The 12,236-nt window shown below is 43.8% G+C and carries 11 protein-coding genes; 9 read left to right on the forward strand and 2 right to left on the reverse strand.

Annotation, left to right across the window (positions count from 1 at the left end; genetic code table 11):
- The first annotated feature begins 180 nt into the window (after positions 1-180).
- The 3 genes from QUB77_RS26720 to QUB77_RS26730 all read left to right on the forward strand — a co-directional run bounded on the left by QUB77_RS26720 (position 181) and on the right by QUB77_RS26730 (position 2,966).
- Entirely contained in the window at positions 181-975 is a 795-nt protein-coding gene (locus QUB77_RS26720; protein ID WP_333179244.1) for an HAD family hydrolase, read from the forward strand.
- A 410-nt stretch (positions 976-1,385) separates the two neighbouring features.
- Entirely contained in the window at positions 1,386-2,603 is a 1,218-nt protein-coding gene (locus QUB77_RS26725) for a DNA double-strand break repair nuclease NurA (protein WP_333179247.1), read from the forward strand.
- A gap of 144 nt (positions 2,604-2,747) precedes the next feature.
- Positions 2,748-2,966 carry a hypothetical protein gene (locus QUB77_RS26730; protein ID WP_333179249.1) on the forward strand — a complete coding sequence of 73 codons (219 nt, stop codon included), beginning with the start codon at positions 2,748-2,750 and terminating at the stop codon, positions 2,964-2,966.
- Between the two features lie 156 nt (positions 2,967-3,122).
- Here the strand turns inward: QUB77_RS26730 and QUB77_RS26735 are convergent, their stop codons facing one another.
- Positions 3,123-5,213, reverse strand: coding sequence for an ABC transporter ATP-binding protein (locus QUB77_RS26735; RefSeq protein ID WP_333179251.1), 2,091 nt, complete (start codon positions 5,211-5,213; stop codon positions 3,123-3,125).
- A gap of 128 nt (positions 5,214-5,341) precedes the next feature.
- Between QUB77_RS26735 and QUB77_RS26740 the strand changes: the two genes are divergently transcribed.
- Both QUB77_RS26740 and QUB77_RS26745 read left to right on the forward strand, forming a co-directional pair.
- Positions 5,342-5,947, forward strand: a complete 606-nt coding sequence (locus tag QUB77_RS26740) for a GNAT family N-acetyltransferase (protein WP_333179254.1) — start codon at positions 5,342-5,344, stop codon at positions 5,945-5,947.
- A gap of 116 nt (positions 5,948-6,063) precedes the next feature.
- A complete protein-coding gene (locus tag QUB77_RS26745; RefSeq protein WP_333179257.1) occupies positions 6,064-6,555 on the forward strand; it encodes a GNAT family N-acetyltransferase in 492 nt (163 codons plus the stop codon).
- Between the two features lie 70 nt (positions 6,556-6,625).
- Here QUB77_RS26745 and QUB77_RS26750 read toward each other — a convergent pair whose 3' ends face one another.
- On the reverse strand, positions 6,626-7,960 hold the full coding sequence (locus tag QUB77_RS26750; protein ID WP_333179260.1) for a tetratricopeptide repeat protein: 1,335 nt from the start codon (positions 7,958-7,960) through the stop codon (positions 6,626-6,628).
- Positions 7,961-8,221: 261 nt separating this feature from the next.
- Between QUB77_RS26750 and QUB77_RS26755 the strand changes: the two genes are divergently transcribed.
- The 4 genes from QUB77_RS26755 (at position 8,222) to hisC (ending at position 12,120) form a co-directional block, all read left to right on the forward strand.
- Positions 8,222-9,283, forward strand: coding sequence for an esterase-like activity of phytase family protein (locus QUB77_RS26755; protein ID WP_333179263.1), 1,062 nt, complete (start codon positions 8,222-8,224; stop codon positions 9,281-9,283).
- A gap of 176 nt (positions 9,284-9,459) precedes the next feature.
- A complete protein-coding gene (locus QUB77_RS26760) occupies positions 9,460-10,311 on the forward strand; it encodes an alpha/beta hydrolase (RefSeq protein ID WP_333179274.1) in 852 nt (283 codons plus the stop codon).
- Positions 10,308-11,021: a glycerophosphodiester phosphodiesterase family protein gene (locus QUB77_RS26765; RefSeq protein WP_333179266.1), complete on the forward strand. Its 714-nt coding sequence runs from the start codon at positions 10,308-10,310 to the stop codon at positions 11,019-11,021. Before QUB77_RS26760 ends, QUB77_RS26765 begins: the two co-directional genes overlap by 4 nt.
- 52 nt (positions 11,022-11,073) lie before the next feature.
- Entirely contained in the window at positions 11,074-12,120 is a 1,047-nt protein-coding gene (gene hisC / locus QUB77_RS26770) for a histidinol-phosphate transaminase (RefSeq protein WP_333179269.1), read from the forward strand.
- Positions 12,121-12,236 lie beyond the last annotated feature (116 nt).

Consider the following 12,236-nt stretch of genomic DNA (forward strand, 5'->3'; position numbering starts at 1 on the left):
ATTATTCAATCCAGTGACCGAAAGCAGCCAGGGTACAAGTCCCCGTCTTTATCCTGGCACAACCAAAAAATAATATCCGATAACCAGTCTCCGGATTCATCAGTGATATCGCTTTGTTCAATTCTCAAATTCTTCAATTCTTCAATCCAAAATCTAAAATCTAAAATCTAAAATCAATTGATGGCTAATAACTTTCCGACAATTCTAGCTCTTGATTTTGACGGTGTGATTTGTGACGGACTAATCGAATATTTCCAAACAGCTTGGCGTACCTACTGTCAAATCTGGAAACCAGTCGAAACAGTACCAGATCCAGATTTAGCTTTGAGTTTTTACCGAGTGCGGCCCGCCATCGAAACCGGTTGGGAAATGCCGCTGCTGATCCGCGCACTACTGACCGGAATTTCCCCAGAGCAAATTTTGCTAGAGTGGCCAGATATTGTACCGCATTTGTTGACAGAAAATAATTTAAAAGCGCAGTCTGTCGGTGCTATGTTAGACGGATTGCGCGATAATTGGATTGCTGAGGATTTAGCTGGGTGGCTGTCTTTGCACCGCTTTTATCCAGGGATTGCCGATCGCCTGCACTCGTTGCAGGATAGTTCGGTGAAAGTGGCGATCGTCACTACAAAGGAAGGCCGTTTTGTGCGGGAACTTTTGCAGCTAGCGGGCGTACAAATGCCGTCGGAGTTAATTTTTGGCAAGGAATACAACAAGCCGAAACACCAAATTTTGCGGGAATTTTTGGCAGCGTCTGGCAAAGATTCGACTATTTGGTTTGTGGAAGACAGGTTAAAAACTTTGCTGTCGGTGAAGCAGCAGCCGGATTTATCTCAGGTGAGGTTATTTTTGGCTGATTGGGGTTACAATACTTTGGCTGAACGGGAATCTGTGGCTCAAAATCCACCAGTTCAATTGCTTTCTCTGTCGCAGTTTGCCGGAGATTTTGCAGATTGGCTGCCGATCGACTGTTGATGTTAGGTTTGTTGACAGGTGGGATTTTTTTTCGCTTTTCAGAGTCAAAAAAAATCACAAAATTTTACATTTTTTTTGTTGACTTTTGTGGCGTTGACATGGTATTTTAATATAATGGGATGGTGGCAAAAATAATATTTTTGCCACCATCCCATTATAAGATAAATATAACAGAAATTCCTCAAAAAAGCAAGGCGATCGAAAAAAAAAAATGTGTTTTTTTTAGACTATTGCAGGTACTCTTGACCTCAAAAACCGGGTTTTTTTACTATTTCTGCGGGCTGCTACGAAGTATTTTAGTTTATCAAACCGCGTGTATGACAAAAAAACCAGCTTCGGAACCCAAAATTTGAAAAGTGTTTTGATAATTTCTCAGCTTGAAAGCTTTCTAATATTGAGACTTAAAACCAATGCTCGATTTAACTAAAGCAGCCAAGGCAATGCAGGGAATGAGCCAACATTTGAATGTGGAAGCGGCTGCGGCTCGCCAGCGTTTGGAAGTGGCTCAGAATTTGCTGGTAAAGGCCGCAGCGGAACAGGAAAAATTGGTGGAATTGCAAGAGAATTGGCGCGATCGCACTTTATTCAATGCTGCCACGCCGATCGAGCCCTTAGACGATCGCACCTACATCACCGCACCCCCCGCCGCCCACACAGTCTTTGCCACAGACGGATCGCAAATTTCCCCCAACCATCACGAAATAGCCTACTGCTACCTGCTAAACGTCGGCACAGTCATGCTGCACTACGGGCAAAGCCGCCACCCAGTTTTAGACAGCGTACCCGAAGTTTTCTACAAACCCGAAGACTTGTACGGTTCCCGTCAGTGGGGAATCAGAACCGAAGAATGGATGGGATACCGGCGCGCAGTTTCCGAAGCAATTGCCTTAGCAGAAATGGGCTGCAATTGGGCAAAAGTTAACGACAATAAATTGCCCGCGCCAGCTTTAGCAATGGTAGACGGTTCCCTGATTTATTGGTTTTTGGAACAGTTACCCACCGATGCGCGCGATCAAATTTTGCTGCCAATTTTAGAATCTTGGGACAAGTTGCGTTTAGCAGGAATTCCGCTGTTAGGATACTTAAGCGCTTCTCGCAGCAGCGAAAGCTTATCTTTTTTACGGTTTGAAGCTTGCACTCACGAAGTACCAGACTGCATGACGAATTGTCCGAACGTTGGATTTGCCGCGACAATTTCTTTCGCCGAAAAAGCACCGTGTCAAGAATTTGAACCTTTGCGGGATGCCATATTGTGGGCAACAATCCTGTCCCCCGGACAAAGGAGTCCTTTGTGGAAATCTCAAGCTCGAATTTTAGATTTGTACGGCCTCAATTCAGTTTATTTCTGTTACGTTCACGTTGGCACAGAAATTGCTAGAATAGAAGTGCCGGAATGGGTAGCACAAGATACAGCACAGCTAGATTTAGCATTAGGAATGATGCTGGCTCAAGTACACAAAGGCGGCGGGTATCCGGTGACGCTAGCAGAAGCTCACAATCAAGCGGTAGTCACGGGGGGCGATCGAAGTCGCTTTTTCGCTTTGTTAGAGCAGCAAATGATTAAAGCCGGCTTAAAAAATGTTGGAATTTCTTATAAAGAAACACGGAAGCGCGGCAGTATTGCTTAAAGTAATAAGTAGAGTAGTCTTGGACGCAGAAACCGGGTTTTTACCGAAATACTGCATTTGAACCTTTAACATAGATAAAGAACCCGGTTTCTTTGGTATTGCTGCGTAAGTTATGTAGAGTTTAAATAGAGTTAAAAATGTTATATGCCAATAGAACTAATTATCTTAATTGCTTCGTTACTTGTATCTTGGCTAGTCTTTAATTGGGCGTTTAAAGTGTTGAAAGCCAGCATCGGGACAGCGATTGGTTTAGCAGCAATTGTGCTGACGATGCAGTTATTATTTGGCATTGGCCCCAATCAGCTTTTCCAACATACAATTCACTTGCCGGAAACCCTGGGGAAAATGATTTCAGGCAAATGATCCGATTTTAGATTTTAGATTTTAGATTTTAGATTCTTTTAGATACCCGACTTCTTGAAGAAGTCGGGTATCTGGGTATTCCGAGAATTTTACCCTCTTATCGATAATTCATCCGTGTATCCGTGTCAAAATCCGTGTCGTGCCTTCCTTCAGGTATTAACTTCCCAGCATTTGCAACTTGTACAAACTGGCATACAAACCTTCTAGCTGCAACAACTCTTCGTGGCTACCCGACTCTACTAACTGCCCGCGTTTGAGCACTAAAATACGATCGACATTTCGGATAGTCGAGAGCCTGTGGGCAATAATTATCGCCGTTCTGTCCGCCATCACACGCTCTAGAGCTTCTTGAATTAAAGCTTCCGTCCCCACATCCAAACTAGCAGTTGCCTCGTCTAGAACTAAAATACTGGGATTGCGAATAGCGGCGCGAGCAAACGCTAATAATTGCTTTTGTCCCCCCGAAAGATTGGTTCCCCGTTCCCGCAATTGCGTATCATAACCTTGAGGCAACTGTTCGATTAACCGGGCAACATTTGTCTTTTCTGCTGCTGCTTGAATTTCCTCAATCGAATAACTTTCTCCCAGGCTGATATTGCTCTTCACGTCACCCGCAAATAGAAAGCCATCTTGGATAATTACGCCTATGTGCCTGCGTAACTCTGCTTGAGGCAAATCCCGAATATCGACATGATTAACCAGAATCCGTCCTCGGCTAGGTTCGTAAAGGCGGCACAGGAGACGGATAATCGAACTTTTGCCCGCACCGGTGGGGCCAACTAATGCTACTTTTTCGCCGGATTTGATGGTGAAATTGAGGTTTTGCAGGACATATTCGTCTTGTTTGTAAGCAAACCACACGTTGTCAAATTGGATTTCTCCCGATTCAGAATTCTGCGATTTGGCATTTTCTCCCCCCCGAAGCTTGGTGGGGTTGGCGGGGGGTGATTGGGGATTGTTAGGCAATAAACGATATTCTGAACTTGCTAGATTTTGATGATTATCTGCCAATCCTCGATCGAACGGAGACAAGTTGTAAGCAGTTGCCTCTGGATGTCCAGTTATCAACAACGGTGAATAAACTGCCCTTTTTCCTTCTTCCCTCTTCCCTCTTCCTTCTTCCCTCTTCCCTCTCCCTTCAAACATCCGTGTATCCGTGTCAAAATCCGTGTTGTGCCCTTCCTTCTTGCCGCTAGTTGGATCTTTAATTTCGATCGGTTCGTTGAGAATATCGCTAATCCGTTCGACGGCGGTAAAGCCTGCTTGAATTGCAGTAAATTTCTCAGCAAATTGCCGCAGCGGATCGAAGAGACGCTGAGCGAATAAAATAAATGCCGAGAGAGTACCGAAGTTAAGATTACCGGCTAAAACCCTTTGACCACCCATCCACAAAACCCCTGCAATTGCTACTAAAGCAATCCATTCTAATGTTGCAGATACGGCTGAGTCGTAAAAAATAGTTTTGTCAACTGCTTTAATGTAGCGTTTATTGGTGACACGAAACAATTGTGAATTGAAGCTTTCGCGGCGGAATAGCTGCACTACGCCAATACCAGTCAGGTTTTCTTGCAGTTGGGCGTTGAGTTCGGAAAGTTCTTCTCTGGTATTGTAATTGGCTATGCGATATTGGTACTGGAAATAAATTATGACTGCGGTAATTGGTATCATCATCAGCACCAACATTAAAGCTAGTTGCCACTGCATGGTAAACATGAAAATGGCAATTACTAAAATTGAAAAGAGATCGCTGACAATGCCGATCGCCCCTGAAGAAAAAACCTCTCCCAAAGCTTCTACATCGCTGGTGAGGCGAGTCATCAATTTACCGACAGGAGTGCGATCGAAAAATCTCACTGCTAGCGATGTGACGTGGACGAACAAATCATTTCTAATATCTGTAGTAATTATTTGCCCTACTTTCGTGACTAAATAGCCTTGAACTGATTGCAGTGCTAATCTAAGTGTTATAGTTAGCATCAGCAAAATAGCCAAAATATTCAATGCAGCAGATAGAGGCACTCCCCGCAAGAATTCGTAGGTAGGTTCCGAGCGAATTACCGAAATTGCCTGTCCGATGAGAATGGGTTGAATGGCTCCTGAGACTGCTAGCGGTACTAATAGTGCGATCGAAATAATCAGCAAGCGTTTGCTGCGGGTTGCGTAAGATGCCAACCTCATGAATAACCGCCAGTCTGTTTCCTGGCCGGATTTGTTTTTGGTATCTGCTACTGGTGAGGAAATTGTCATTGATGGCAAAAAGTGTACAAAATATCTAGTTAATAATTGTAACAAATAAAATGAATATTTGGCGCTACTATCAGTAACAGGCAAGATGCCTTTTTCACAAAGACTGTTTTCTTGTAACAGCAGGTTGGGTGGAGGAACTAAACCCAACCCAAATGTTTGTAGGCCGACAAAACTGGTATTATAATCTACTGGTAGAAGTTATATTTTTCATGCAAGAGATAGAGACAGCCCGATTGTATCTGAGACAATTTACGCCAGACTACTTAGATGAGCTGTACCGCATCTACAGCGAGCGGGAAGTGATGAAGTATCTGAGCGAAGGCGTCAGAAATAGAGAAGAAACAGCAGCAGATTTATTGGGGATAATAGCAGACTGGGAAAAACATGGTTTCGGTTTGTGGGCTGTTGTCAATAAAGAAAATAACCAATTGATCGGGGACGGGGGGCTTCGCTTCTTAGGCAAAATACCTGAAATAGAAGTCGGTTACGTGTTAGCAAAAGCGTATTGGGGAAAAGGTTTAGCATCGGAAGTTGCAGCGGCCAGCATCAAGTATGGATTTGAAGTATTGAAACTAGAAAAAATTTTAGCTGTTGCCCATACCGAAAACAGATCATCGCGGCGGGTAATGGAAAAAGTGGGGATGAGATACCAGCATAGCTTGGACGATTTCGATCGAGTATATTATTCAATCTCGCGAAAAATCTACCAGTCTAAAGTAGTTGAGTTGAGTTGAGTTGAGAAAGGAAATCCAACCAAAATGTTTGTAGCAAGACTTATCAAAACTGGTATCATAATTTAGTGATATTAATTATATTAATCATGCAAGAAATAGAGACAGCCCGATTGTATATGAGACAATTTACACCAGACGACTTAGATGAACTTTACCGTATTTACAGTGATGCAGAAATAATGAAATACTTGAGAGGAGTTAAAACTAGAGAAGAAACAGAAAGCGCCATTCATACCATGCTCAAACTTTGGGAAGAAAACCACTTTGGAATGTGGGCTTTAGTACATAAAATAGACCGTAAAATGATTGGCCGCTGCGGACTGGCTTTTCTGGATCGGACACCGGAAGTTGAGCTGGGCTATACCCTCGACAAAGTTTATTGGAATCAAGGATTGGCGACAGAAGCATCTTTTGCTAGTCTAAATTATGGATTTGAAACATTAAAGTTAGACAGGATAGTTGCGATCGCCCGCCCAGAAAATATCGCCTCTCAGCGGGTGATACAGAAAGTTGGCATGAAATATGAAAAAAATGCTCATTACTACGAAACAGATGTAGTGTATTATTCTATATCGCGAGAAATTTACCAGTCCCAAGTATTTTCGTAGGGTGCGCATTGCGCACCTTACTACATTTAAACTACTGACATCGCAAATTGGCCTTATTGTCGATTGACAACTACGAAGTCCTTTGCAATTGCTTGTTAACTTTTTGAATTTTCTTAGCAAAATACTCTTGTCTGTGTCCCAATTTTTTAGCCACGTCCAACCCTTTTTGATAGGATTCCAAAGCTTTATCGTAAGCCTTCATCTCCTGATAAACTTGACCGATATTGTCGTAAGTGGTCATCAATCCGTAGAAATTGTAAGCCCGCTCTTCTAACAGCAACTGCATTTGATAAATCCGCAAAGTCTGCTCCCATTGCTTTTGCGCTCGATAAAGCAATGCTAATTTATCCAAAGCTTCGCTAGCTTGGGCATACTGTTGAATGGGGACGGCTAAATTGTATGCTTCCTGATAGTATTGAGCTGCTAAATTGATTTGGCCTATGGTTTGATAATCGCTGGCGATCGCAATTTTGAGCGGTGGTATAGCACTGGGATTTTGCAGGTTGACATACACCGATGCTAGTTTTTCCCTGGCTGCGATCGCCTTTAGGGGTTGTTTCGACTGCTGGTAAACGTAAGCCAACTGTCTGAGAGTATCTACCTCAGTTGGAGGAGTTACAGGCTGCGGTGGCGCGCCGTTTCCCGCAACTACAGCAGAAGTTGGAACAGCAGAATTAGCAGCAAATAAATCGCGGTTTTCCTGAATTAAAGTTGCCAATTCCTCATAGACGGGAGCAGCTTTATCGTAACTCAACCAATTGACGTGAATTAGCGCGATCGCCTTCAATATCTGACCTTCAGCCAATATATCTTGGTTTTGGCGCGCATTTTCGAGAATTTGTTGGTAAACTTCTACAGTTGGGCCTTTAGCGCGCACCTGCTGAAAAGCAGCAGCGAAGGCAGGGAGCAGCTCAGTATTAAGTGGTACTTGGGACTTGACTTCTTTTTGAATTGCTTGCAACCGTTTGGTAATAAGCTGTAGTTCGAGGTTTTTACCGTTACTCCAAGCAACACTTCCCACCCGACTCAAAGCAGCAATTTCCGCCGCCGGCCCTAGATACCTCCGCAGCCGTAATTCTCGGAACCAAATTTCAAAAGCACCAGCCCCATCTCCAGCTTCCATTTTAGCGGCTGCTTCTAAGTTTAACTGCTCCAAAGCCGCTGTCAGTTCGTCCCGCTGAGTGCTGCTCAAAGATTCGTTAGCGGGAGCTAGGGGATCGGGTGTGGTAATTTCTAGAGGATTAGGAGAAAATTGATCGAGGCCTGGTGGATTAGTTTGGGCGCTAGCAATAGAACCAGCACACAGCCACAAGAAAAGCAAGCACCCAATTGGTACAGAACTTCTCATTCTTAAAATTTGGTTGCCGCGATTCGGCATTCCTTCTCGAAACATCAAGTTTTGCATATCTACAAAACGGTATAAATTATGTCACAAAGATGGCACAAAAGCAAACTGTTCAACAAGAGCAACACAATAAAAATTACCGCACTGAGCAATTATGGGGATTTAAAGACGCTGGGCGATCCTCTTCGTTGGCGTAGCCCCCGTAGGGGCGGGCTTCGCCAACGTATTTTACGCTTATTCAGTCTAGCCCTAATTCTGTTAACTGTTTGCACAGCTTGCGCCCCCCCTCCCGCAGTTGCAAAGGACCGCTCTTTTCCAGAAATGTCTCTAGAATTTTTGGGCGAGTACGAATTGCCAAAAATCAATTTTGAAGGAGTACCAGTCGGCGGTTTGTCAGGAATTACCTACGACCCCAAAGGTATTAGCGCAGTCACTTCCAAAGCTTACCGCTTTTACGCTCTTTCCGACGACCCCAGCGAAAACGGAGAAGCGAGATTTTACAGTCTCAGACTCGACCTCACATCAAGCGATCCAGCAAATATTCGCCTAAAAAAAGTTACCGTTGAAGGCGTTACATCCCTCAAAAAAGCAGACGGTGAAACCTTCTCTTGGGGTTCCATCAATCCCGAAGGCATCGCCCTTTCTCCTCGCAAATCAGTATTTGTCGCCAGCGAGGGTGTTACTCATGTTGGCATCCCTCCTTTTCTCGGTGAATTTGACATCACAACCGGGAAATTGCGGGGACAATTGCCGATACCCAAGCGCTATATTCCCGATACCAGCGATGAAAAACAGCAGCAAGGAGTGGTGGACAATTTAGGTTTTGAATCTTTAACCATCGACCCAGAAACCTTTAGTCCGGGCGGTCTAGATCCGTTTCGTTTGTTCGCAGCTACGGAAGCGCCGTTAATGCAAGATTTAGACCCGGAACAGGCAAGCAAACTCCGTCTTTTACATTATATTATCGTCGATAAAACGCCGCAATTAGTCTCAGAAAATCTTTATACCCTCGACCAATTTCCCATGACTATTTTGAACGGTTTAACAGAATTAGTAACTGTCGGTGGCGGTCAGATTCTGAGTTTAGAACGTTCTTTTGGGCTGTCGGGATACGGCGCTAGGATTTATCAAGTAGCAGTTGGGGCGGCTACAGATACTTCGAGAATCCAGAGTTTTAAAGGGCGAGTGGCAGTCGAACCTGTTAAGAAAAAGTTGCTGCTAGACTTAAGCCAACTCGGAATTCCGCTGTACAATTTAGAAGGGATGACCCTCGGCCCGCGCTTGCCAGATGGCAGCCAGAGTATAGTTTTGGTCAGCGATGACAATTTTGATGAAGCGCAGAAAACTCAGTTTATCTTGTTGAGTTTGAAGGGCAAAGGTTAAGTTAGAAGGGCGGGCTAGAAGCCCACCCCACCCCACAAGAAGATTGATTCTTTGTGAAACAGGGATATTGCCTGTTAATGAAAACTGTCGAAGAAAATTCACTTTTTGTGGAACAGGCATTTTGTCTGTTAATAAAAAAGTTAAATCAACTTTATGCAACTATAAAACCCCTAATTATGCCAAGTCGTAACACTTTGCACCTGCCAGGAATGGAACTTTCATACCTAGAATGGAAGCCAGAAACAGGTAAAAAAGTTCCGCGTTTGCTGTTGTTACACGGTTTAGCAGATAGTTCGTGTGTCTGGAATAGCTTGGGCAATTATTTCTCCAACCGCTATCATATTGTAGCGCCAGATATGCGCGGTCACGGAGAGAGTAGCAAACCGAAAACAGGCTATACTTTTGAAAGTGCGATCGCAGATTTAGAAGCTTTGATGGCACATCTCAACTGGCCAGACGCCCACATTTTAGGACATTCTTGGACGGGAAAACTAGCAGCGATTTGGGCGAGGCAAAATCCCGATCGCTTTTGCAGTATGATTTTAGTAGACCCCATCTTCATCACCAAAATGCCCGCCGCGATGAAACTCACCCTGCCAATTGTTTACCGAAAATTAGACTGTCTCAAATGTGTGGGCCCGTTTGCGACTTTAGCCCAAGCAGAAGCAGCAGCAAAACAATCGGGAGAATACGCAGATTGGAGTGACTTGCAGCAAATGGTATTCCAACACCAAATCGAACAAAAATCAGACGGAACTTGGGGCAGTAAATTTGCGATTGCAGCCAGAAATCAGATATTTGCAGAAGTGATGAAAGTTGCAGGTTTAACTGAAAATATTGAGATACTGACTTTGTTCGTACAGCCGGAAAAAGGCGTAAATCGCATGGATTGGCAAATGCAGCCATACAAGAGATACTTGAAAAATCTTACTGTTGCAAAACTACCCGGGAATCACTGGTCTTTTTTGACTGAACCGGAAACTTTTAATCAAACTGTGGCAGATTTTTTAGAGGGCACAAGACAGTGAATGTAGAAATTATCGCACATCGGGGATTTTCGGCGATCGCCCCCGAGAATACTTTAGCAGCTTTTGAACTGGCGATCGCCCGTGGAGCTCATTCGATCGAATTTGACATCCAGCTATCCGCCGACAACGTACCAGTGATTTTTCACGACGCAACATTAGATAGAATCACTGGAGTTTCTGGCAAAGTTAGGGAAAAAACTCTTTCTCAATTGCAGACACTTAATGCGGCAAAATGGTTTAGCGATGAATTTTCACAAGAAAAAATTCCTACCTTAAAAGAATCATTAGCTATCCTTAAAAATGTTGACAAATTTCTTTACTTTGATGTCAAGCCGCACTGCGAGTGGTCTGAGGCAGATGTCGCGGATTTTGTCAATACTTTGAAGGGCGCAGAGCTCCAACACAAATGCGTTATTACTTCCTTTAACGATGGATTTCTGGAACAAGTGCGGCGGCAATCTGGGGATTTGGCGATCGGACACATTGTTGCTAATCTAGAAGCATACAAAACTCAATTAGCTCAAGCTGTGACCTATCAGGATAATTTGATTAGCAGTCTGTATCGCGTGTTGCTGGAAAACCCCGCACTAATTCCAGAAAGCCGGAGTCAGGGAGTTGACATTGTGGCCTGGACGGTGGACGATCCAGCAGATATGCACAAGTTACTTGATTTGGGTATAACGCGGATAGTCACTAATTGTTTGATATGATATTTTTAACCGCAGATGAAGGCAGATAAACGCAGATAAACGCAGATAATAGATGAATTACTTTCGCAAAACCATCCACGAAATGTCGGGCTATGTGCCGGGGGAACAGCCACCGCTAGGCACAAAAATTATTAAACTAAATTCTAATGAAAATCCCTATCCGCCTTCTCCAAAAGCCTTAAAAGTGCTTCAGGAAATAGACGGGGAAATGCTGCGGCGCTATCCAGATCCAACTGGCAAAAGTTTCCGCATCGCGGCTAGTAAAGTTTTGGGGGTTCCTAACGATTGGATTTTGGTAGGTAACGGCAGCGACGATTTATTAAACTTGATAGTTCGCGCTGTGGGCGAAGCCGGGAAACAGATTGTTTGTCCCGCGCCTACCTATGTATTGTACCGCACTTTGGCAGAAATTCAAGATGCAGAATTTGTTGAAGTTCCTTATCCAGATGACTACAAGTTACCAGTCGATTTGCTAATCGCAGCCCGAGGTGCAGTGACATTTGTAGCCTCGCCAAACAGTCCATCGGGAACGGCCATATCTGTGGCAGATTTGGAGAAACTGGCTAAAGAGTTATCGGGCATTCTTGTCATCGATGAAGCTTATGTAGATTTCGCAGAAGAAAATGCTTTGGACTTGACAAAGAAGGACAGTAATGTTATAGTTTTGAGGACGCTTTCAAAAGGTTATTCCCTAGCAGGATTGAGGCTGGGTTTTGCCATAGCAAATCCGGCGCTGCTGGCAGAATTAAATAAAATCAAAGACAGCTATAATGTGGATGCTTTAGCCTATGCAGTGGGGGCGGCTGCGATCGCAGATCAAGACCATAAAATAGCCAACGCCGAAAAGATTAAGGCTTCCAGAGCAAAACTAGCCGTTAGCTTCAAGGAATTAGGCTTTGACGTTTGGCCCTCGCAAACCAACTTTTTGTTAGTGCGGCCACCAAACGGCGATGCAGAAAGAATTTATCAAACACTGAAAGTACGGGGAATATTGATTCGATACTTCAATCAGCCACGATTAGAAGATAAATTGCGGATTAGTGTAGGTACGGAGGAACAAAATCAAATATTGGTTAAAACTTTGAAAGAAATCCTATAAATAACGAGCGCCCTAAAATTAGTTTCTAGTGATGACTTTAGTCCAATGGCACTGAAAAAGTGAGCAAAAAAAAATCTGTAAGGCAAGATATATATAGATCGTTGCCTTACAAACCA

The sequence above is a fragment of the Microcoleus sp. AT9b-C3 genome (assembly GCF_036705485.1).
Taxonomy (GTDB): domain Bacteria; phylum Cyanobacteriota; class Cyanobacteriia; order Cyanobacteriales; family Microcoleaceae; genus Microcoleus.

What these genes read in the sequence shown, in the direction of transcription:
- QUB77_RS26720 (WP_333179244.1), top strand. Translation starts at nt 181, where the DNA reads ATGGCTAATAACTTTCCGACAATTCTAGCTCTTGATTTTGACGGTGTG.
- hisC (WP_333179269.1), top strand. Translation starts at nt 11,074, where the DNA reads ATGAATTACTTTCGCAAAACCATCCACGAAATGTCGGGCTATGTGCCG.
- QUB77_RS26755 (WP_333179263.1), top strand. Translation starts at nt 8,222, where the DNA reads ATGTCTCTAGAATTTTTGGGCGAGTACGAATTGCCAAAAATCAATTTT.
- QUB77_RS26725 (WP_333179247.1), top strand. Translation starts at nt 1,386, where the DNA reads ATGCTCGATTTAACTAAAGCAGCCAAGGCAATGCAGGGAATGAGCCAA.
- QUB77_RS26745 (WP_333179257.1), top strand. Translation starts at nt 6,064, where the DNA reads ATGAGACAATTTACACCAGACGACTTAGATGAACTTTACCGTATTTAC.
- QUB77_RS26735 (WP_333179251.1), bottom strand. Translation starts at nt 5,213, where the DNA reads ATGACAATTTCCTCACCAGTAGCAGATACCAAAAACAAATCCGGCCAG.
- QUB77_RS26760 (WP_333179274.1), top strand. Translation starts at nt 9,460, where the DNA reads ATGCCAAGTCGTAACACTTTGCACCTGCCAGGAATGGAACTTTCATAC.
- QUB77_RS26730 (WP_333179249.1), top strand. Translation starts at nt 2,748, where the DNA reads ATGCCAATAGAACTAATTATCTTAATTGCTTCGTTACTTGTATCTTGG.
- QUB77_RS26750 (WP_333179260.1), bottom strand. Translation starts at nt 7,960, where the DNA reads ATGCAAAACTTGATGTTTCGAGAAGGAATGCCGAATCGCGGCAACCAA.